This is a genomic window from Gimibacter soli (assembly GCF_028463845.1).
GTDB classification, from domain to species: Bacteria; Pseudomonadota; Alphaproteobacteria; order Sphingomonadales; family Kordiimonadaceae; genus Gimibacter; species Gimibacter soli.
This window is the reverse complement of record NZ_CP116805.1, coordinates 1,549,764-1,572,314: the sequence shown is the minus strand read 5'-3', so window position 1 is coordinate 1,572,314 and position 22,551 is coordinate 1,549,764. Positions and strand designations below refer to the sequence as shown.

16 protein-coding genes are annotated in these 22,551 nt (G+C 60.9%); 7 read left to right on the top strand and 9 right to left on the bottom strand.

Annotation, left to right across the window (positions count from 1 at the left end):
* Positions 1 to 4: 4 nt before the first annotated feature.
* From PH603_RS07310 to mobA, 3 genes are all read left to right on the top strand, one after another.
* Positions 5 to 1,510 (top strand): FGGY-family carbohydrate kinase, encoded by a 1,506-nt coding sequence (locus tag PH603_RS07310; protein ID WP_289505401.1) that lies wholly within the window; start codon positions 5 to 7, stop codon positions 1,508 to 1,510.
* Entirely contained in the window at positions 1,510 to 2,430 is a 921-nt protein-coding gene (locus tag PH603_RS07305) for an alpha/beta hydrolase fold domain-containing protein (RefSeq protein WP_289505400.1), read from the top strand. Before PH603_RS07310 ends, PH603_RS07305 begins: the two co-directional genes overlap by 1 nt.
* 371 nt (positions 2,431 to 2,801) lie before the next feature.
* Positions 2,802 to 3,398, top strand: a complete 597-nt coding sequence (gene mobA / locus PH603_RS07300) for a molybdenum cofactor guanylyltransferase (protein WP_289505399.1) — start codon at positions 2,802 to 2,804, stop codon at positions 3,396 to 3,398.
* Here the strand turns inward: mobA and PH603_RS07295 are convergent.
* The gene (locus PH603_RS07295; RefSeq protein ID WP_289505398.1) at positions 3,303 to 5,156 is read right to left on the bottom strand and encodes a pyridoxal phosphate-dependent decarboxylase family protein; all 1,854 of its coding nucleotides are present in this window, start codon (positions 5,154 to 5,156) and stop codon (positions 3,303 to 3,305) included. The two genes, mobA and PH603_RS07295, sit on opposite strands and share 96 nt — an antisense overlap.
* 127 nt (positions 5,157 to 5,283) lie before the next feature.
* Here PH603_RS07295 and PH603_RS07290 point away from each other — a divergent pair, with 127 nt between their 5' ends.
* Positions 5,284 to 6,447, top strand: a complete 1,164-nt coding sequence (locus PH603_RS07290) for an NnrS family protein (RefSeq protein WP_289505396.1) — start codon at positions 5,284 to 5,286, stop codon at positions 6,445 to 6,447.
* 10 nt (positions 6,448 to 6,457) lie between these two features.
* A complete protein-coding gene (locus tag PH603_RS07285) occupies positions 6,458 to 7,687 on the top strand; it encodes a molybdopterin molybdotransferase MoeA (RefSeq protein ID WP_289505395.1) in 1,230 nt (409 codons plus the stop codon).
* 76 nt (positions 7,688 to 7,763) lie between these two features.
* On the opposite strand, the gene PH603_RS07280 is transcribed toward PH603_RS07285, so the two are convergent.
* The 8 genes from PH603_RS07280 to PH603_RS07245 form a co-directional block, all read right to left on the bottom strand.
* Positions 7,764 to 8,999: an alginate export family protein gene (locus tag PH603_RS07280; RefSeq protein WP_289505394.1), complete on the bottom strand. Its 1,236-nt coding sequence runs from the start codon at positions 8,997 to 8,999 to the stop codon at positions 7,764 to 7,766.
* Positions 9,000 to 9,116: 117 nt separating this feature from the next.
* Positions 9,117 to 9,776 (bottom strand): carbonic anhydrase, encoded by a 660-nt coding sequence (locus tag PH603_RS07275; RefSeq protein WP_289505393.1) that lies wholly within the window; start codon positions 9,774 to 9,776, stop codon positions 9,117 to 9,119.
* Between the two features lie 13 nt (positions 9,777 to 9,789).
* Positions 9,790 to 10,227: a hypothetical protein gene (locus PH603_RS07270; RefSeq protein ID WP_289505391.1), complete on the bottom strand. Its 438-nt coding sequence runs from the start codon at positions 10,225 to 10,227 to the stop codon at positions 9,790 to 9,792.
* 2 nt (positions 10,228 to 10,229) lie between these two features.
* Entirely contained in the window at positions 10,230 to 10,913 is a 684-nt protein-coding gene (gene narI / locus PH603_RS07265; protein WP_289505389.1) for a respiratory nitrate reductase subunit gamma, read from the bottom strand.
* Positions 10,910 to 11,614, bottom strand: coding sequence for a nitrate reductase molybdenum cofactor assembly chaperone (narJ, locus tag PH603_RS07260; protein ID WP_289505387.1), 705 nt, complete (start codon positions 11,612 to 11,614; stop codon positions 10,910 to 10,912). The genes narI and narJ overlap by 4 nt, the downstream gene beginning before the upstream one ends.
* Positions 11,614 to 13,164, bottom strand: coding sequence for a nitrate reductase subunit beta (gene narH / locus PH603_RS07255; protein ID WP_289505386.1), 1,551 nt, complete (start codon positions 13,162 to 13,164; stop codon positions 11,614 to 11,616). The genes narJ and narH overlap by 1 nt, the downstream gene beginning before the upstream one ends.
* A 10-nt stretch (positions 13,165 to 13,174) precedes the next feature.
* On the bottom strand, positions 13,175 to 16,912 hold the full coding sequence (locus PH603_RS07250; RefSeq protein WP_289505385.1) for a nitrate reductase subunit alpha: 3,738 nt from the start codon (positions 16,910 to 16,912) through the stop codon (positions 13,175 to 13,177).
* Positions 16,909 to 19,695: a nitrate/nitrite transporter gene (locus PH603_RS07245; RefSeq protein ID WP_289505384.1), complete on the bottom strand. Its 2,787-nt coding sequence runs from the start codon at positions 19,693 to 19,695 to the stop codon at positions 16,909 to 16,911. The genes PH603_RS07250 and PH603_RS07245 overlap by 4 nt, the downstream gene beginning before the upstream one ends.
* 214 nt (positions 19,696 to 19,909) lie before the next feature.
* Between PH603_RS07245 and PH603_RS07240 the strand changes: the two genes are divergently transcribed.
* Both PH603_RS07240 and moaA read left to right on the top strand, forming a co-directional pair.
* Positions 19,910 to 21,448 (top strand): nitrate- and nitrite sensing domain-containing protein, encoded by a 1,539-nt coding sequence (locus PH603_RS07240; RefSeq protein ID WP_289505383.1) that lies wholly within the window; start codon positions 19,910 to 19,912, stop codon positions 21,446 to 21,448.
* 115 nt (positions 21,449 to 21,563) lie between these two features.
* A complete protein-coding gene (moaA, locus tag PH603_RS07235) occupies positions 21,564 to 22,550 on the top strand; it encodes a GTP 3',8-cyclase MoaA (protein WP_289505381.1) in 987 nt (328 codons plus the stop codon).
* Position 22,551 lies beyond the last annotated feature (1 nt).

The window sequence follows — 22,551 nt, the reverse complement described above, 5'->3', positions numbered from 1 at the left end:
CGCCATGGCCGGTCCCTACTTCATCGGAATCGATGGCGGCACCGAAGGCATCCGTGCTGGCATTTTCGATGCCTGCGGGCGCCCCCTCGCGTTTGCGGCCACGCCCTACACAACCCGTTTCCCCGCGCCAGCCCATGCAGAACAGGACCCGGTCGACTGGTGGGCCGGGTGCGGCCAGTCGGTCCGCAAGGCAATGGCGGCGGCAGGCATCCCTGCGGATCAGGTAAAAGGCCTTGCCGTCGACACCACCAACTGCTCGGTCGTCTTGCTCGACACGGAAGGTGAGCCGGTCAGGCCGGCAATGATCTGGATGGATGTCCGCGCCTCCAAAGAAGCCGATGAGGTTGCAGCAAGTGGTGACAAGGCTCTTCGGGTGAACAGTGGTGGGCGCGGACCCGTTTCCGCCGAGTGGATGATCCCGAAGGCGCTGTGGCTGAAACGGAACGAACCGGATGCCTTTGCCCGCGCCGCCTATGTCTGCGAATATCAGGACTATCTGAACCTCAAGCTGACCGGACGACTGGTTGCCAGTGTCTACAACGTGAGCGCACGATGGCATCATGACGTCACCAACGGCGGCCAACCAACCAGCCTGATCGACAGCCTCGGCATCGGTGAGCTAGCGACAAAGTGGCCCGGGGAAATCGTGCGCCTCGGAGAGGTGGTCGCCCCACTCAGTGCCGAAGCTGCCAACCATCTTGGCCTGAAGGCCGGCCTGCCAGTCTCGCAGGGCGGGGCGGACGCCGGCATCGGCATGATCGGCCTCGGGGTCATCCGGCCGGGCAGCCTTGCTTTCATCACCGGCTCGTCTCACCTGCATCTTGGCCTGTCTGAGAAGCCATTTGCCGGAGAAGGCATCTGGGGCACCTATGCAAATGCACTCCTGCCCGGCCTTCATCTGGTCGAGGGCGGGCAAGCCTCAACCGGATCCGCGATCAACTGGTTCAAACGCACCCTCGCAGCAGAGACAAGCTACAAAACACTTGATGAGGAAGCTGCTGCCGTTCCAGCAGGTGCAAACGGACTTACGGCGCTCGATCATTTTCAGGGCAATCGTACCCCTTTCACTGACCCGCATTCGCGCGGGGCCTTCGCTGGCCTCTCACTGGGGCACGGTCGAGGTCATCTGTTCCGGGCGCTTCTGGAAAGTGTGGCGATGGGTTCACGTCTCATCCTCGACACTTTCGAAAAGGGAGGATTTACGCTGAATGATATCGTCCTCGCCGGAGGAGTCCCCAACTCGCCCCTCTGGCTGCAGATCCATGCTGACATCATCGGCAAGCCGATTGCGCTGACCGAAGTTCCCGACGCTCCGGCGCTCGGCAGCGCCATCCTTGCCGCCGTTGGCAGTGGCCATTATGCGAACATCACCGAAGCGGTTTCTGCCATGGTACGCCGGTCCCGCACCATTGAGCCGAATATGGCGGTTCACGGTGACTATGCCGAACCATATGCACGCTACAAGGCGCTTTACATTACACAGAAGGACTTTCGAAAGGCTGTCGCCTGATGCCCTCTGCTGCCGCCGAGGCCTGGATTGCCGCACTTCCTGCGTTCAGTGAACGCCCATTTCCGCCGGCTGCCGCAGACCTCGAGGCCTGGCAGGCATGGCAGGCGCGCGCTGAAAAGCAGGGACAGCTTCGCTCTGCGGCGGTAATCAAGGCGCTCGCAGCAACAAATGCGGTCACCGTCGAACCGATGGATGAAGCAGGAGCGGCGATCAGGATTATCCCGGCCATTCACGACATGAACGGCCTGCAGCTGGCTTTCCTGCATGGTGGCGGCTTTACGGCCTTTTCCGCCGCCTCGACCCTGTTTGCGGCAGCTCCTCTCGCCAGCCGCTTGGGCGTCGATGTCATTTCCATCGACTATCCCAAGGCGCCTTTCAGCACGTGTCTTGAGATTGTCGAGACTACATGCGCACGCCTCCTGCCGCATCTCAACAACAGGACCATCCTTGTCGGCGATTCCGCAGGCGGCGGGCTGGCGCTTGCCACGATACAGCGTCTGAAGACGCAGGGGAGCCAGCTTCCCGCTGCACTGATATTGTGGTCACCATGGGTCGATATGACGGCCAATGACCCTTCAGCGGATGATCCGGTCCTGCGCTACAAAGATGATCTCGAGATATGTGCTGCCTGTTACGCGGGCACATTGCCTCATGACGATCCGATTGCCTCGCCGCTGATGGGCACCTTCGGGCCGTGGCACCCGCCGACCCTCATACAGGCAGGTGAGCGGGAGATATTCCTGCCCTCTTTACGCCGCCTGATGACAAAAATGACCGCCGCTGGCGCCGATTGCAGTTTGCAGGTCACCGAAGGCCTTTTCCACTCCTTCGTTGCTCTCGCCTACGAACTCCCTGAAAGCGAAAAGGCCATCGCCAACATTCGCCGCTTTATTGACGGTGTGATCGGATCACATGGTTGACGAGCCCGAAGCCCGCATATCGGCTTGCCATTTCCGCATGCCAACGCCAATCCCAGCGGCGATACGCGAAGACGCGCCCACGCGAAATTTTAAAATAATCAAATAAAATCAATGACTTAAAGTCATTGGTGCCCGCTGCCGGCACCAGACTCTTATGTGTAACAATGAGTTACAAGCACTTGGCGCAAATCTGGCGCACGGATTTTAGCGCAAAACTGTTGGCAGGGTATCAAGCAGCATACCCACTTAGATCTCTGGTCGTGCTTGTGCGTATGATGATAACTGCAACGCTTCGCAAACGCTTTCTTTACGTCTGTCACCGATCGTCCCATTCTAGTCGCGGCGATAGACACTCTGGACTCGAGTGAACGATGACTCCTGAAACGACAGATCAGCTCCCTGGCATCATACTGGCCGGTGGTAAGTCGTCACGGATGGGCGGGATCGACAAGGCACTCGTCAAAATCGATGATCAACGCATGATCGACGTGGTGCGGCAGCGGCTGGTCGGTCAGGTCGGCGAGATTCTGATTTCCGGGGCCGATGATCGCGGCACTGGCCTCGCCTGCATCGCTGACTGTCCGGACGGCCCCGGTGGACCGGCCGCCGGGCTCTTCGCCGTCTGGAAGCAATTGGCCGCGTATGAACCCAATGCAGCTGGCTTCGTCACCGTTCCGGTGGACGGGCCATGCTTTCCGCCAGACCTTGCGGCGAGACTGACAGCCAGCGGTTCACCAGCAATCGCCGCAGACGAGACCGGCACACATCCAACCTTCGGCTATTGGCCGCTTGCTGCACTCGGGAACATCTGGCCTACCCTTGATTTGAGCCAATCGCTCTCCCTCCACCGCCTCGCCCGGATGGTCGGCGCATCAGAAGTGTGCTGGCCCGGTAGCCACAGCTTCATCAATATCAACACGCCGGGGGAGCTCGCCGCCATCCGCAGCTGGCCCGAAGCTGGCGCCTGACACCTCTCCGTAGTGGCCGGCAAGTTCGGCGACAAACTCCGGCATCAACTGAGCATGAACGTCCGCGCTTGCCCAGAAAGGGTTCATGAAGACGCAGCGCAGCAACACCATCGCGTCCGCATCCACAGCCCCGCCGATTCCCGCCATATGCGCCGCGATGAGCTGTTCATAGCTTTCCCGCGACAGGCTGGTCCTTGATACGGAAAAATGCGGGCTTGCCACGAATTTCCTGAAAACAGCTTCGGTCCGCCGGTTGGCCTCGGCGAGTGACATGCCGGGTTCGGCCAGATTGAAGCAGAAGATGTTGGTGTCAAGCGGCTGCAAGGTCCGTACGAAGGGCAGCGAGGTCGTAAGCGTCTTAGCAAATAACCGGCAGTTCTCGATCGTGGAAGCGATAATCTGGCCGAAGCCGGCCGGGTCGAAGCCGAGCGCTTCCGACGTTAGCCACACAGCCGTTGCCCCGGCGGCGGACCGTGACCCTTCCAGGGTATAAGCCCACACGCTGGCCCCGAGGTCGGCGCGGTCAAGATAGGGCGCATGGAAGGAAGACACCGAATAGGCTTCCCGGTCCCGCGCCAGAAAAGCACCGCAACTGTAGGGCACATAACCAAGCTTGTGGGGGTCCAGCGTGATCGACTGCGCCCGGCCAAGCGCCGCGAGCGCCGCCCGGACGCCGGGCGCCAGCAGGTTTTCCCCGACGCCACCCAGAAGGCTGGCAAAGAAGCCGCCATAGGCCGCGTCCACATGGTGCCAGATATCCTGGCCGCGTGTCGCTTTCCGCTCGTCGAGCAGGTCCTGCACCCTGTCCACAGGGTCTACCTCGCCCGCCTCCGTGGTGCCGGCCACGGATACCACCATCAGAACCGGCCGCCCCTCCTTTTCCGCCCGGTCAAGGAGGTCAGCCAGTACCGCCACATCGGTGCGGCCTTCGCCGTCGAGCGGTATGGTCCAGAAAGCCCGTTCCCCGAACCCGAAAATGCTGACGCCCTTGAGCCAGGAGAAATGCTTGTTGCCGGGCACCAGAACGACCGGGCCTTTGTAGGGCGACCTCGTATGCGCAGAAAGGAGCGACGCGGCCTCGAATGGGTTGCTGGCAACGAGGCTGTAATGACGTGTCTTCCCTTCATCGACGCCATGCATGGCGATCAGCTCGAAATAGCGCTTCCAGCCCATGTGGGCGGCCCTGAACACGTCAAGCGGCAAGCCGTGTTCTTCGGCCAGATAAAGAGCTAGGCTCAGCCAGTGATCGAGCCGGAAACGCGCACGCCAGATCGCCTCGAAATTTGCGACTGTCCCGCCCGAAGTGAAATGACCGGAGGCTCCGGCAGGATCATAGCCAACCATGGCGGCGAGGGCCGTAATCGCCTCCGCTTCAAGGACAGACGTAACCTTCGAGACTTCCTTCGACGTGTTGTTCGGATTGTGAAGGAGCGCCGAAAAATGCCCGAGGAGAGCCGGCATGCTGATTTCGGAAACCATATGACCGATATAGCGCGGCGTATGCTTCGGCACCTCGTCCCGCAGGATATCCGTCAGCCGGCTGATCTGACGGGCCAGCTTCTCGCGCTGCTGCAGGAAGGGTACCGAGACGCGCTCGTCATAGGGGATCGCCTCGGGATCATCCGGGAAAAGATCGCGGCGCCAGCCGAACCAGCTGTCGAGGATGGCCTGCATCTCGGACCGCAGCCAAGCCTCGTTCTCCGAGCGGGGCCCGAGGAAACAGGCGTTCATGCGAGACAGGTGGTCGATATCGGTCATGGCGCGCCCCGGTAAGGTTTCTGTCCTCCACCTTAAAACATCCGCCGCCATGCGATTTGATCCGGGTCAAGGAGGTGGCGCCCAAATCGCCGTTCCCTAGGGGCCAAGATCAACAAGGAGAAGACCTATGTCCCGACGTCGGCCGGCAGGCCCTGCCTTTTTCACCTATGGCTTCAGGCCATTTTTCTTCAGCGCCTGGGCGGCGGCCTTTCTTCTGGTGCCGGTCTGGGTCCATGTGTTTCTGACAGGCGCGGGGATCGCCGGACCGGACCCGCTTGTCTGGCATGCGCATGAGATGATCTTCGGTTTCCTGTCGGCGGCCATCGCCGGGTTTCTGCTGACTGCTATCCCGAACTGGACGGGCCGGTTGCCTGTCGCCGGATGGCGTCTCGCCCTCCTCTTCCTGCTGTGGCTCGCCGGACGGGGCGTCATGCTATCCGCCCATGCGGACGATCTTTCGGGGGCGGCGCTCGACAGTGCCTTCCTCGTCATCTTTTCAGCGCTTGTGTGGCGCGAAATCCTGGCCGGAAAGAACTGGCGCAACCTGCCGGTTTGCGTGATGGTCAGCCTTCTGGCCACTGCCAACATCCTGTTCCATGCCGAACACCTCCTGGCTGGCACGCCGGACTATAGCCTGCGTCTCGCACTTTCGATGGTGCTGTTGCTAATCAGCCTGATCGGCGGCCGTATCATCCCGAGCTTCACGACCAACTGGCTGATCAAAGCTGGCAAACCGCAGCGTCCACGCGCCTTCAACGGGTTCGACAAGCTGGTGATCGGCGTCACTATCCTTGCTCTCGCGGGGTGGACCGCCTTTCCTGAAAGCGAACTGACGGGCAATCTTGTTGTCGTTTCCGGCCTTCTGCATGGGTTGCGGATGATGCGTTGGTGCGGCTGGAAAACGACCGCCGAACCACTCGTCTTTATCCTGCATGCCGCCTATCTCTGGATGCCCGTGGGGCTGGTGCTGACAGGGTACGGTGCTATCGCTCCGTCCATCATCCCCGCCACCATGGGCTTGCATGCGCTGACGGCAGGCGCGATGAGCTTGATGGTCGTTGCCGTCACCACACGGGCGACACTGGGGCATACGGGGCGCCCCCTCGCCGCGACCCGTCCCATGAATGTGGCCTATCTTGCCCTTTTCGCAGCTGCCATCGCCCGCACGCTCGCTCCGCTGTTCACGGATCAGTATCCGGCCGGCCTCAGCGTCAGCGCTGCCCTCTGGTCATTCGCTTTCCTTGTCCTTGTTGTGTATTTCGCGCCGATGATCTTCCGTCCGCGCCCCTGAAGGAGATCCCATGCTTTCCTATTCCGACGCCCTCGCCCTCGTCCTTGATCACGCAGCGCCGGCTGCAGCAGCCGAATGGCCGCTCGGCGAAGCCATAGGCTGCGTGCTCGCCGGTGACCTGCATGCGAAGACCGCCTCCCCCTCCTTCGACAATGCAGCGATGGATGGTTATGCCATTCGCTCGGTCGATACTGCCGGGGCCAGCGCCGAAAAGCCGGCACACCTGACAGTATCGCGCACATTAGCGGCGGGGGATCCCGGAACGAACGTTGCGCTTTCAGCCGGTGAAGCCGCCCGGATCATGACCGGTGCGCCCGTCCCCCCTGGCGCCGTAAGTGTCATCCCGGTCGAAATGACACAGCAGGACGGCGAGACAGTTCTGATCAGCGCCGCCTATCCCGCCGGACGCAATATACGCCTCAAAGGCAGTGATTTTGCCGTTGGCGACCTGCTGTTGGCCAGCGGCACATTGATTACGAGCTCGGCAATCCCGCTCCTTGCCGCTTCGGGGCATGAACGGTTCCGGGTGCGCCCCCGCCCCGGCGTCTGGTGGATTTCAACGGGCCGCGAGCTGGTCGACGAACCCGGACGGCAGCTGCTGCCCGGCCAGATATACAATAGTTCAGGCCCCTACGGCGAAACCGCGTTGAAAGCAGCTGGTTGCGACTGCCTCGGCCGCACCACGGTGGGCGATGACGGCGAGAGTTTCCGCCGCGCACTGGACGCTGCCCTCGCAAGCCCGGTGAATGTGATCATCTCGACCGGGGCTGTTTCGGTCGGCACCTATGATTTTGTGCGGGCGGAGCTCGAAGCCATGGGCGCTGAAATCCTTCTGCACCGTGCCCGCGTGAAGCCGGGCAAGCCCATCCTGTTCGCGAAGCTGCCCGACGGTCGTCATTTCTTTGGCCTGCCGGGCAATCCTGTCTCGACCGCCATGGGACTGCGGATGTTTGCCATCCCCTTCCTGCGCGCGCTTGCTGGTCTGCCTGCCGAACAGCCGGTGAAGGCCCGTCTGTCCGACGCGGTGTCCGCCACGAAGGGCTTCACGGTCTTCCTGAAGGCCGGGCTTTTTGAAGACAACGGCAAGCTCATGGTCACGCCCTTCAACGGGCAAGAGTCCTACAAACTGCACTCAATGGCCCTGATGAATGCGTGGATTGTTCACCCGGAGGGGATTGAAACCCTGAACGGCGACGAGATGGTAAACTGCTTCCCGGCCGACCGTAGCCTTTTCGCCTGAAAAGGACGGGAATGAATAGAAAAAGGAGGCGGGAGCTAGGGGTTCCCGCCTCCTTCCACACCGGAGCCTATCCGTCCTAAAATTCGGCCCCGAGTGTAAGCCAGACCTTGTCAGTATCGGTTGCAAAACCACCCGTCCGATAGTGTACGCCCTTGAGCGCCAGGCTCAGTGACTTGCCAAGCTTTTTGGATATCTGCCAGTCGATCTCGTCGCCATAATCCGCGCCGCCATCCTCGGCGGCGAAGGTGTGCCATGTGACCTGCAGCGCAAGCCCCGCCAAGGCACCGGTATCGATCTTTGTTGCGGCACCTGCATAGAAGTCGGTGAGGCCGCCCACCGGCGTGGTCAGGAATCTGTCTGCCCAGCCGTTGAATTTGTGAAGGGTGGCAAGCGGTGTCTGGAATGCCATGCCGTCTGCTGCTGCCAGGACCTCATAGCCCGCTGTAGCCGTGATGCCGGACACTGTCAGCGCGCCTTCGATGGCGTAATAGTCAGTGCTGTAATCCACAATGGCATCACCATAGTCATATTGCCGGGCATAGTCGGCACTGTAGGTAAACTGAGTGCCCGCAGCGAACTCCGCGGCACCGGCAGCCCGCAGGCCATATGTCTGGCTGGACAGCGCCGCATTCACAGCCGGCGTATCGGTATCGAGGTCGATCAGCAGGCCGAAAGCCGTCAGTTCAAGCGCGGGCGACGCCTTGTAGCTGAGCTGCAGCACTTCGGTCGCCGTTTCGAGGCTGCCGAGCGGATGCCTGTCGGAAAATACCCGGTTAACGTTCCAGACATGGGCGGCGACAGCCGTCAGGTTACCGTTCTGAAAAATGCCGGTGACCGCATCGAAGGTCTGGTCGTTCTGACGCCAGCCGACGGTGCCGACGAACCGCTGGGTACCGAGATTTATTCCCTGCCGCCCGGCCTGCAAGGTCAGGCCCGACCCGTTCGTATAAGTGAGATACGCCTGATTGAGTTCCGTCCCGTCCGGATCGGCGACAACGGGATAGCGTGTCTTGCCATTGATCGTGTCGTTATAGGTCGTCTCGCCGACCACCGTGACATCCTCAAATTCGAGATAGGCCGAGAAACCCTTGAAGGTACCCGTCCGGTACCCGAGCCGCGTCCGCAGCGTCGAGGCTGTCGCATCCTCGGCAAGACCGTCCTGATCAACCAGTTCGAGCCGGTAGCGGAAACCGAGGTTCGGGTCGCCTTTGGTGAGCGCCTCGGTCAAGCTTTGGGCGTCATCGGCATGGGCTGTGCCCGCAGCGGCAAGCGCCAGTGCGATGAACGACAGGGGGAAGTTTGCGAGCTGCATTTCTTGTCTCCTCAGAGCAGATAACGCAGTCTCGCCGGGTCGGGGATCGTCTCACCTGATCTGGGTCAAGCGACTGGTTTTATTGAAAGAATGCGACGGAATGTCGCACCCGGCACTTCAGCCCAATGGTCGTATCAGGCGGCAGTATTCGCCCTTCTCATAATCGTAGGAGAGCATGTCGCCGCTTTCGATCATGAAGTACCAGGCATGAAGGGAAAGCCTGCCCTCATCGAAGGCCGCGCGCACGAAAGGATAGGTCAGCAGATTGCCGATTGACACCAGCACCCCTTCCAGTTCGCAGACCTGACATTGTTCCTCAAATGGCACGTCGGGCATGTCGGCAAGAACGGCTGCACGGGCTGGTTCCAGTTCGCGGATCCAGCCAGCGACATAATCGTCCTGTGTAGCCTCGTCGATGTCGCCGATCCCCGACATCAGAGCGCGCACACCGCCACAGGAACTGTGCCCCATCACGATGACATGTTCCACCTTGAGGACCGTGACAGCATACTGGAGCGCCGCGCCGACCGATCGGTGCGTGTGCCGCCCCTCGGCGAAGGCTGGCACGATATTGGCGATATTATTGACCACGAACAGGTCGCCGAGCCCGGCATGGGTCAGGATCGCAGGATTGACCCGGCTGTCGCTGCACCCGATGACCATGATCCGGGGTGCCTGCGGCTTGCCCGCCCAGTGACGCCAGTCTTCGGCAGCGTCACCGAGATATCTTTTGCGGAACGCCCGGTAACCATCGATCAGCAGATCGTAAGCGTCCATCGCTGCCTCCGGCTCAAAGCGCCGCCGATATGTCGAACCCGGCGATCCGTGTCTGTTCAGCAAGCGAAAGGACATAGGACCGGATGCCTTCCCGCATGCTGCGGGTCTGCAGATAGTCTCGTATCTTGTCCTCCACCGCGTCGAACGGCACGACCTGATCCGGCATGTTCGATGCGCGGAAACGGGCTTCGTTCTGCTCGTAATAATGGCGGCAGATTTCGGTTGTCGCCGCCGGCACGCAGACGGCCTCCTCGATCAGCCCCATCAGCCGGGCGTCCTCGTCCCCGATCTTGCGCTTCTGCCGGCGTGCTTCCTGCCGCAACAGTTCACGCACCACCAGCGCCTGCGCTGCCGCATTCCGCGCCGCCTCCATCGACGGCGCGGGGTGATACTGCATTTCGTTGAAAACAGCGTTATCCGTGATTTCGACATCACCTACGAAAATCGGCATTTTCATCCCCTCTTGCGAACGATCTGGTAGCCGGAACGGAACAGATATTTGAACGGTGCACTGAACACATGGACAAGCCGGGTGAAGGGGAAGATCAGGAAGATGGTCAGCCCCAGCACGATATGCAGCTTGAAGACAATCCCCTGCCCCGCAACATAGTCGGCAGCGCCTCCCCGGAAGGTCACGATATGCTGCGCCCACTCGGCGAGCGCGACCATCGAGCTGCCGTCCAGGTGCTGGGCGGAGAAGGGAATGGTGGCAAGGCCAAGGATCAGCTGCACATAAAGGATCACGAGGATCAGGAGATCGGCGGGCTTGCTGGTTGCGCGCACGCGCGGGTTGGTCAGCCGCCGGTGCAGCAGGATGGTCATACCGATGAAACAGAGCGTGCCGAAGACACCGCCCGCCACCATCGCCAGCATCTGTTTGGCCGCCGGGGTGATGGCCATTTCATACAGCCATTCCGGCGTCAGCAGCCCCACGAGGTGCCCGAAGAAAAGCAGGATGATCCCGACATGGAACAGGTTGCTGCCGACCCGCAGGCCCCGGCTGGCGATCAGCTGGCTGGAATCCGCCTTCCAGCTATACTGGTTCTGGTCGTACCTGAGGATGCTGCCCCCGAACATCACGACAAGCGCGATATAGGGATAGATGCCGAACAGGAATTCATTGAGATAATGGCTCATCTTGCTACCTCCTGTGCGGGTTTGGATGCCGTGGGCGTTATGGCGCGTGGTGGTTGCACGGTGGGGCAGATGGAACAGGCAGCCTCGCCTGCGCCATCAAATGCCGGTGCTTCGGCCCATTCGCGGTCGAGCGCTTCAAGGCTTTCGTCGCGCCGACGATCTTCCTCAAGCGCGTGACTGACGAAATCGGCGTCCACCTTCGCATTGGCAAGCGCGATGACGGCATCAAAAACCGCCGAATAAGGCGATTCCCGGTCCTTCAGCTTGGCCGCCAGCGCCGCCACGATATGAACGGCCTCGCCAAGCGTTTCGCGGGCTTCGGCCGGATCACATGCCGACAGAAACTCAAGGAACAGTGGCAGATAATCGGGCAGTTCGGCCGCCGTGATCTCGAAACCTTTCGATTTATAGAGATTCATCAGATCGACCATGGCCTGCCCGCGATCACGGGATTCACCGTGCACATGCTCGAACAGATGCAGGCTGAGGCCACGCCCGCGATCAAACAGCGCCACATACCTTTCCTGCAGCGTCAGGAGATCGCTGACGGTGAAACTGTCCAGAAGAGCAACCACATTGCCAAGCTGCTTGGGCGGCAGCAGACGTTCTTCGATCAGCGCCTCTTTCAGTTCGCGGTGATGCGACAGCCAGTCCGCTTTCGGATAGCCAAGCAGAAGCGACAGGGTTTTATAGGTTTTCATCATCCCCTCCTGATGTTGCCGGACATGGTGTTTTCGTGGGTCGGCGTGCCGAACAGGCTCTTCTTCGGACGACCGCCGTGGCAGCCGTCACCGAAGCTGAAGCCGCAGCCCGACCGCGAGGCAAAGGCGATTTCGTTCTCGAACGGTGTATCGCCCGAATATTCGCGGTGATTGGTCGGGATCACATAACGGTCCTCATAGGCGGCAAGCGCCATGATCCGGTACATGTCCTCGACCGTTTCGGTATCGAGCCCGACGTGATCAAGGATGCCGGTATCAATGACCCCCTCCACATGCTTGGTGCGCATGAAGGCGCGCATGGCCAGCATGCGCTCCAGCGCATGGGCCACCGGCTGCTCCTTGCCGCCGGTCAGCATGTTGGCGAGATATTTCACCGGAATCCGGAGCTGCGACACATCGGGAATGACGCCATCACCCGCGATCTTGCCATCTTCATAGCGGCTCTGGATCGGAGACAGAGGCGGCACATACCAGACCATCGGCAGGGTGCGATATTCCGGGTGCAGCGGGAAGGCGATCTTCCATTCCATCGCCATCTTGTAAACTGGCGAATTGCGGGCGGCTTCCATCCAGCTATCCGGCACGCCGTCGACCTTGGCCTGGGCGATGACCGCCGGATCATGCGGATCAAGGAAGATATCGCACTGCGCTTCGTAAAGCGCTTGCTCGTCCGCCACGCTCGCCGCTTCCTGAATGCGGTCGGCGTCATACAGCATCACACCGAGATAGCGGATACGCCCTACGCAGGTTTCGGAACAGACGGTCGGATCGCCGTTCTCGATGCGCGGGTAGCAGAAAGTGCATTTCTCCGACTTGCCGGACTGCCAGTTGAAGTAGATCTTCTTGTAGGGACAGCCGGACACACACATCCGCCAGCCCCGGCACTTGTCCTGGTCGATCAGGACGATGCCGTCTTCCTCGCGTTTGTAGATGGCGCCCGACGGGCAAGCCGCGACGCATGCCGGATTGAGGCAATGTTCGCAGAGGCGCGGCAGATACATCATGAAGGTGTTCTCGAACTCGCCGTACATCTCCTTCTCGATGTCCTTGAAGTTATAGTCGGCGGACCTTTTCTCGAACTCGCCCCCAAGGATTTCCTCCCAGTTGGGACCCCACTCCGGCTTTTCCATCTTCTGGCCGGTCAGCACTGAATGGGCCCGCGCCGTCGGCACATCCTTGGCCTCGCCCGAGGTTTGCAGATGGCCATAATCGAAGGTGAAGGGCTCGTAATAGTCGTCGATTTCAGGCAGGTCAGGGTTCGCGAAAATCTTGGCCAACAGGCGGAACTTGCCACCCATCTTGGGCTGCAGCTTGCCATTGTCCTTGCGAACCCAGCCGCCGTTCCAGCGCGACTGATCTTCCCAGTGGCGGGGATAGCCGACACCGGGTTTCGTCTCCACATTGTTGAACCAGGCGTATTCAACGCCGGCGCGGCTGGTCCAGACATTCTTGCAGGTCACGGAGCAGGTATGACATCCGATGCATTTGTCCAGATTGAGGACCATGCCGATCTGTGCACGTATCTTCATCTTGCCCCTCCTATTCGGCAGCCGTCGCGGGAACTTCGTCCCCGAAATCGACGTCATGAAGTTTGCGGACGGTGACAAACTCGTCCCGGTTGGTGCCGCAGGTGCCGTAATAATTGAACCCGTAGGCAAGCTGCGCGTAGCCGCCGATCATGTGGGTCGGCTTCACCACAACCCGCGTCACGGAATTGTGGATGCCGCCCCGGTTGCCGGTGGCCTTCGATTTGGGTGTGTTGATGATCTTTTCCTGGGCGTGGTACATCATCGTCATGCCTTCCGGCACGCGCTGCGACACCACGGCCCGGGCGACGATCGCCCCGTTGGCGTTGTAAAGCTCGATCCAGTCGTTGTCGGCGACATCGATCTTGCGGGCATCAATCTCGCTGAGCCAGACGACCGGCCCGCCCCGGTTGAGGGTCAGCATCAGCAGATTTTCGGAATAAGTGGAATGGATGCCCCATTTCTGGTGCGGGGTGATCCAGTTCAGCGCCACTTCCTTGGAGCCGTCCTGCTTGCCTTCCACGGATTTCAGGGTGCGCGTATTGACCGGCCCCTTGTAGACGCAGAAGCCTTCGCCAAAGTCCCGCATCCATTCGTGATCCTGATAGAATTGCTGGCGTCCGGTGAGGGTACGCCACGGGATCAGCTCGTGAACGTTCGTGTAGCCCGCATTGTAGCTTACATGTTCGTCCTCAAGGCCCGACCATGTCGGCGAGGAGATGATCTTGCGGGGCTGGGCCTTCAGGTCGTGGAAGCGCAGCTTCTCATCTTCCTTCGGCGTGGCGAGATGGGTGTGATCGCGCCCTGTGGCCTGGCTAAGTGCCGCCCACGACTTGACCGCAACATGACCGTTGGTTTCGGGTGCGAGCGACAGGATGACCTCGGTTGCATCGATGTCGCTGTCGATCTTCGGCCGCCCGGCGGCTGCCCCCTTCAGATGGGTACCGTTTAGCTTGCCGAGGAATTCGACCTCTTCTTCCGTTTTCCAATTGATCCCCTTGCCACCATTCCCGAGCTTTTCAAGCAGCGGCCCGATCGAGGTGAAGCGGGCATAGGTGTTCGGATAATCGCGCTCGACCACGACGACAGACGGCATCGTCTTGCCGGGCACCGGGTCACATTCACCCTTCGTCCAGTCCTTCACGTCATAGGGCTGGGCCATCTCGCCCGGCGTATCGTGCAGGATCGGCACTGTCACGAGATCCTTCTCGACTCCGAGATGGCCGGGGCACAGATCCGAAAACTTGCGGGCAAGGCCCTTGTAGATGTCCCAGTCGCTGCGGCTTTCCCACGCTGGGTCAACCGCGCGGGTCAGCGGGTGGATGAAGGGATGCATGTCGGATGTGTTGAGGTCGTTCTTCTCGTACCATGTGGCGGAGGGCAGAACGATATCGGAATAGACGCAGGTGGTGGACATGCGGAAATCGAGCGTCACCACAAGGTCGAGTTTTCCTTCCGGTGCCTGCTCGTGCCAGCACACATCCTGTGGTTTCTGCCCGCCGGATTCGCCCAGATCCTTGCCCAGAAGGCCGTGCTGGGTGCCGAGCAGGTGCTTCAGCATATATTCGTGCCCCTTGCCCGACGAGCCGAGCAGGTTGGAGCGCCAGATGAACATGTTGCGCGGGAAGTTGACCGGATTGTCCGGATCGCTGCAGGCAAAGCCGAGCTTGCCGTCCTTCAGCTCCGACACAATGTAGGCATCGGCCGCTTGCCCGGACGCCGCCGCGCCCTTCGCGACCTCAAGCGGGTTGCGATCAAGCTGCGGGGCGGAAGGCAGCCAGCCCATGCGTTCGGCGCGCACGTTGCAGTCGATGAAGGTGCTGCCCTTCCACTTTTCCCGGTCCGCCGTGGGCGAAAGGATTTCATCCACATCCAGCTTCTCGTACCGCCACTGGTCGGAATGGGCATAGAAGAAGCTGGTGGAGTTGATCTGCCGGGGTGGACGGCACCAGTCGAGCCCGAACGCGAGCGGCAGCCAGCCGGTTTGCGGCCGCAGCTTCTCCTGTCCCACATAATGGGCCCAGCCACCACCGGACTTGCCAATACAGCCGCACATCACCAGAAGGTTGATGATGCCGCGATAGACCATGTCCATGTGATACCAGTGGTTCACGGCGGCGCCGAGGATCACCATCGAGCGGCCGTGGGTCTTGTCGGCATTGTCGGCAAACTCGCGTGCGACCTGGATGACACGGGCTGCCGGCACGCCGGTGATCTTTTCCTGCCAAGCAGGCGTGTAGGGAATGTCCTCGGAAAAGTCCTTGGCTACATTACCGCCGCCAAGGCCGCGGTCGATGCCATAGTTGGCAACAAGCAGGTCGAAGACGGTAGCGACGAGAATCTCCCCATCCTTGGTTTTCACCCGCCGCACCGGGATATTGCGGTCAAGCACGCTATCGTGTCCGGTGTGATGGAAGATCGGCTGGTCGTTTTCGATATTGCCGAAATACGGGAAGCCGACGGCCACAACATCGTCATGCTTCTTGATGAAGGTCACTTCCGGCCACAGTTCGCTGCCGTCGGTGGCGGCACGCATTTCGAGGTTCCATTTCGCGCTTTTGTCCCAGCGCGAGCCGATGGTGCCATTCGGCACCTTCACCTTGCCGGCATTGGCGTCGAACACGACCGGCTTCCAGTCGGCATGCTCGCCGGCGGCGAGGCCGTCCTTGAAATCGGCAGCGCGGAGCGTGCGACCGGCGACGAAGCGGCCATCCCGTTCCTCAAGCTGCACAAGGAAGGGCATGTCCGTATACTGCCGGCAATAATCGTCGAAATAGTCGCTCTTTCCGGCGAGATGGAATTCCTTCAACACCACATGGCCCATCGCCATGGCGAGCGCGCTGTCGGTGCCCTGGCGCGGATTGAGCCACAGGTCCGTGAGCTTGGCGACTTCCGAATAGTCGGGCGTCACCGAAACTGTCTTGGTGCCCTTGTAGCGAACCTCGGTGAAGAAGTGGGCGTCGGGCGTGCGGGTCTGCGGCACGTTCGAGCCCCAGGCGATGATATAGCCCGAATTGTACCAGTCAGCGCTTTCCGGCACGTCGGTCTGCTCGCCCCACGTTTGCGGCGACGAGGGCGGCAGGTCGCAGTACCAGTCATAGAAGCTCATGCAGACGCCACCGATAAGCGACAGATACCGGCTGCCAGCCGCATAGGACACCATCGACATCGCGGGGATCGGCGAGAAGCCGACCACCCGGTCGGGGCCATAGGTCTTGATCGTGTGAATATTGGCCGCCGCGATGATTTCGTTCACTTCATCCCATTCAGCGCGGACAAAACCGCCAAGGCCACGCACCACCTTGTAGGATTTAGCCTTTTCAGGATCGGTGACGATGCTGTTCCACGCAGCCACCGGATCGGCGTGCGTTGCCTTGGCGTCCCGCCACAGGCGCAACAGGCGGCTCCGGACCATCGGATATTTGAGGCGAGCGGCGCTGTAGAGATACCAGCTGTAGCTTGCCCCCCGCGCGCAACCGCGCGGTTCATGGTTCGGCAGGTCGGGCCGGGTGCGGGGATAGTCCGTCTGCTGGGTTTCCCAGGTGACAAGCCCGTTCTTGACATAGATCTTCCACGAGCAGGACCCCGTGCAATTGACCCCGTGGGTCGACCGCACGACCTTGTCGTGTGCCCAGCGGCCGCGATAGGCCTTTTCCCAGTCCCGGCTTTCGCCGGTGGTGATGCCGTGCCCGTCTGCAAAAGTTTCGGGCGTGCGGGTCAGGTAAGTGAGCCTGTCCAGAAAATTGCTCATGATGATGATCCTTGTTCCGCAGGTTGTTCAGGAAGGGTGGCAAGCGGCGCGGCACGGCCCCGCTCGATATCGTGGAGAAGGCCGCCCTTTCGGGTGTAGACGAGCCAGGTGATGACGGCGCAGCTGACATAGAAGATCATGAAGCCCCACAGCGCGCCCTGAGGGCCGCCGGTGAGCGCGATCGAACTGCCGTAAGCCTTGGGGATGAAGAAGGCGCCATAGGCGGCAATCGCCGAGGTGAAGCCGATGATGGCCGCCGCTTCCTTCTCTGCCTGACGCAGCCGGTCGGCCGGGTTCAGGTGCGGCATCAGATGCTCCATTTCCTTGCGCATGATCACGGGGATCATCTGGAAGGTCGAGGCGTTGCCGACCCCCGTGGCAAAGAACAGCACCATGAACATGGCGAAGAAGCCCCAGAAGGCGCCCGGTTGATCCTTGATGTCGAGGAAATAAAGGACACCGACAACACCGAGGATCATCAGAATGAAGGACCAGAAGGTCACCCGCCCGCCGCCGAAACGGTCTGAAATCCAGCCGGTTGCGGCCCGTGCAAGCGCACCGACAAGCGGCCCGACAAAGACGAACTGCAGCGAGTCAACCGCCGGGAACTGGCTTTTCGCGAGAAGCGGCAGGCCGGCCGAATAGCCGATGAAGGAGCCGAAGGTGCCGGTATAGAGCCAGCACATGATCCAGTTATGCTTGCGCTGGAAGATGACCGACTGCTCGGCGAAGGTTGCCTTGGCCGATGCGATGTCATTCATGCCGAACCAGGCCGCGACGGTCGAGGCAAGGATGAAGGGCACCCAGATGAAGCCCGCATTCTGCAGCCAGAGCGAGGCGCCATCCGCCGTAGCGCGCGGCTCGCCGCCCATCACGCCGAACACACCTGCCGTGATGACAAGCGGTACCGCAAACTGCATGACCGACACACCAAGGTTGCCGAGCCCGGCATTGAGCGCCAGCGCGTTGCCCTTCTGGCTTTTCGGGAAGAAGAAGCTGATGTTGGCCATCGAGGACGCAAAGTTACCGCCGCCAAAGCCGCACAGCAGTGCCAGCACGAGGAACAGGACATACGGCGTTTCCGGGTCCTGCACCGCATAGCCGATCCCAAAAGCCGGGATGGCGAGCGACAGGGTCGTCAGCGTCGTCCATGTCCGCCCGCCAAACACCGGCACCATGAAGGCGTAGAAGATGCGCAGGGTCGCGCCCGATAGGCCGGGCAAGGCTGCCAGCCAGAAAAGCTGGTCGGTCGTGTAGGTGAAGCCGATGCTCGGCAACTTGGCCACAACCACAGACCAGACCATCCAGACAGCAAAGGCCAAGAGCAGGCACGGGATCGAAATCCAGAGGTTGCGCCGGGCAACGGCCGCGCCTGTGTCTTTCCAGAAAGCAGGGTCTTCAGGCCGCCAGTCGGTCAGCACGTGATCCTTGGGCTCGGCCGCACCTTTCGGGATTTCGACGCCCTGCAGTTCCGGGAATTGCGGCAAAGCGCCAAGTTCGGTGCCAACCGCCTGACGTTCCATCTGGCGAACCGCCACATGCATCCAGCCAAGCGATGCGACAACGATGGCAAAAAGCAGCATGAAGCAACTGGTCCAGATATTGGTCAGGTCGTTCATGACCCCGAAGGCGATGGGCAGGACGAAGCCGCCAAGACCGCCGATCATGCCGACTACCCCGCCAACCGCCCCGACATGATCGGGATAATAGACCGGGATATGCTTGTAGACCGCAGCCTTGCCGAGCGACATCACGAAGCCGAGGATGAAGATCAGCACGACAAAGGGAACGAGCCCCATCGACGTCGAGAAATTGATCGGTCCGTGGATGCCCTCGATCGTGTAATGGGTCGCGGGATAGGACAGCATGAACAGGCAGATCAGCGACACGATGAAGGTCACATACATGACCTTTCGGGCGCCGATCTTGTCCGAAAGGCTGCCGCCATAGGCACGGAAAAGGCTTGCCGGCACGGCATAGGCCGCCGTGATCATGCCGGCCGTCTTTATATCAAGGCCGTAAGCACCGATCAGGTAGCGCGGCAGCCACAGCGCCAGCGCCACGAACGCACCGAAAACGAAGAAATAATAGAGGGCGAAGCGCCAGACCTGCTGTTTCCGCAGTGGCTCCAGTTGTTCAAGGAACGATGCATGCGCCTTGTGACTGGTGCGCCGCGCGCGGGTGACAGGGTCATCCTTGGTGACGAGATAAAAGACAACACCCGTGATGGCGATTGCCACAGCATAAACGCGGGCAACTGCCTGCCACTCGCCGCCGAGGGCCGCGAGCAGGATCGGCGCACCGAAGCTGGTGATGCCAGCGCCGACGTTCCCCATGCCGAAGATGCCAAGCGCCGTGCCCTGGCGTTCCTTCGGATACCATTTGGAGACATAGGCAACGCCGACCGCAAAACCGCCACCCGCGAGGCCGACCCCGAGGGCCGCCACGAGGAACATTTCATAGGTGGTCGCCAGCGTCAGCAGCCAGGCGGCAACCGCCGTCAACAACATCTGGACACTGAAAATCACCCGTCCGCCGAACTGGTCGGTCCATATGCCAAGGAAAACGCGGCTGATGGAACCGGTGAGAACGGGCGTCGCGATCAGGATACCGAACTGGGTATCGCTGAGGCCCAGCTCCGCCTTGATGCGGACACCGATGATGGAAAAGATTGTCCAGACAGCGAAACAGACGGTGAAGGCGAGCGTGCTTGCCCCCAGCGCCCAGTGCGAAGCCGCCAGCCCCCCGGCGGGGGACATTCCTTTGGCGGTCGGATCGGTCATAGTTGCCTCCTCTTCGTCAAGAAGTGGCACCATGCTCCGCCCGTTTTGCCGGTTTGGGTTTGACCGAGGTCAAGCGGCGCGCGACAATCTGCCGCTGTGATTTGACCTGAACAGCATGATGATGCATGCTATCTGAAGGCGAACCACCTGATGAAATGTGAGGAATGATCGCCCCGTGGCCAGCGTGACACCAATTCTACTAGCCGGGGAAGCGTTGCTGCATGCATTGCAGTATGAGCGAGGCTGTGCGGCGCTTTTCCTCGATAGCCGCGGCAAGATTTTCAAGGAACGCCTTGCCCGCCGCCGTGCTGAAACCGACGCGGCAGCTGCAAACTGCCTTGACGCCATCAAGCGTGCCGAGCAGGCGGCAACCCTGCCGACGCTCAGCAAGGCGCGTCTTGCCGACCTCCGGCGGCGCATTGGTGCGATGTCAGGGCTGCGCGGCGATATCGACAAACTTGCGACAAGCTACACGGGGGCGCTCAACGCCTTCACGTTCGAGCTCAACATGCCGCTTCTGGACACGATCATGATCGTCGCCCACGAGCATAAGGCGCTGAATTCCGCCCTGATCAGTGCGTTCGCCTATTTCCTGCAATGGAAGGAACGGATCGGGCTTGAACGCGCGCTCGGCTCGCGCGGCTTCTATTCCTTCGCCTTCCGCAACCCCGAATTCTGGGACAGGATGGCCGCCCTGTCGGCCGAAACCCGCACCTATCTTGATGGCTTCATCGGCCTTGCCGCACCGAGCCAGATCGAAATTGTCCGCGATGTGCTTGCCAGCCGGGAGATGGGCGCACTCGATGAAGTGCATGCCCAACTGAAGGAGGCCTCGGCGCCGGCGCATTTCGAGAAATTCGATGCCGAAGAATGGTTCGATCTCGTCAGTCGCGTGCTCGACCAATTGCATATGGCGGGCCAGCGTATGATTGCCGGGCTTGCCGGCGCCTCTGCCCCCGAGACCGCGGATACCACGCCACCCGCCTTCCCCACCCATATCACGCCGGGGGCGGAAAGGGTGCGTCCCTACCTGCGCTCGCTGCCGCTTTTCGCGGGCATCGACGACGCCGACCTCGCCGAACTGCTGACCCACGCCCAGATCCGCGATTATCCGCGCGGCAAGCTCCTGTTCCTGCAAGGCGAACAGACACAGCGCATGTATGTGATCATCCGGGGATGGGTGAAGCTCTATAACGGCACCGAAAGCGGCGATGAAACGATCCTGCAGATGCTGACAAGCGGCGACACGCTCCTTGAGGCCGCGGTTTTCCTGAACACCGAATCGCCCGTGAGCGCACAGGTGATCGACGATGCCACGCTGCTTTCGATCCCTGCCCCGGTGATCCGGCAGCGGGTCAATCGCAACAACACGCTGGCCGTCAGCATGCTCAATAATATCTCGCTGCGCTCCCAGACGCTGATCTATCAGATCGAACAGAACCGGCTGAAGGATGCACGAGCCCGCGTCGGCTGGTTCCTCCTGAAGCTGAGCCTGGCACAAGGCAGCGAAGACGGGCGAATTCGCCTGCCCTATGACAAGTCGATCATCGCTTCCTATCTCGACATGCGGCCCGAGACCTTCTCCCGCGTCCTCAAAAAGATGCGCGACGAAGGGCTGGACGTGCACAATGACGAGATCACCCTGCCGAACCTCAAGATCCTGTGCGAATATTGTGACAGCTATGTCGCGCGCGACTGCAAGCGCGCCGGCACGCACGAATGCCCCTCCAAGGAACGCCTGGGCGCTGCCTGACCTGTCGTTCCTTGCTGCTTGACCCCGGTCAAGTTGACACTTCCCCTGCCTCCCTATCCTCGCCCTTGTCCCGCCGCGTGCAATGCACTGCAGGCGGGCGAGGAAAGGAGCCACAATGCAGGCGGCAATGCTTCAGGACCGGTATAACCGGCGCTTCCCTTACCTTCGGCTATCGGTGACCGAGGCCTGCAACTTCCGTTGCACCTATTGCCTGCCGGACGGGTACAAGAAGACGGCACCGCACAATTTCCTTTCGGTCGATGAAATCCGCAATCTGGTGCGCGCCTTTGCCGGGCTTGGTATCCGCAAGGTACGGCTCACCGGCGGAGAACCCACGCTGCGAGCCGATCTTGCCGACATCATCTCGGTGATCGCCGAAACGCCGGGGATCGAGACGGTGGCGCTGACGACGAATGGCTACAAGCTGACCCGGTCGCTGGCCGATTACCGGGCCGCTGGCCTTTCCGCCCTGAATGTCAGCGTCGACTCGCTCATACCCGATCGCTTCAAGGCAATTACAGGGCACGACAGGTTGCTGGAAGTTCTGGATGGCATCGCCCTCGCCCAAGAGCTGGGATTTCGCGCGGTCAAGATCAACACTGTCCTGCAACGCGGCGTCAATGACGACGAACTGCCAGGCTTCCTGAAACTGATTAAAAAGCGGGCGCTTTCGGTACGCTTCATTGAGCTGATGCGCACAGGCGACAGTGCCGCTTATTTCGCCGAACGTCACCTCGACCCCGCTCCGATGATCTCCTTCCTGGCGACGGCAAGCTGGGCGGAACAGGAACGGCGCGCAACTGACGGTCCGGCCCGGGTGTTCCGGCACAGCGACTACACCGGCAGCATCGGCTTCATCGCTCCCTATTCAAAGGATTTCTGCTCCACCTGCAACAGGCTGCGCATTTCGGCCCGTGGCGGTCTGCAACTGTGCCTGTTCGGTAACGACATTTTCGACCTTCGCCGTTTCCTCGCGCGCGAGGACACGCTGGAAACGATGCAGGACCGGGTGGCAACACTGCTTGGCCTCAAACGCGAAACTCATGAACTGACCGAAGGCAAGAGCGGGCGAACCCGTCATCTCGCCATGATAGGAGGATAGT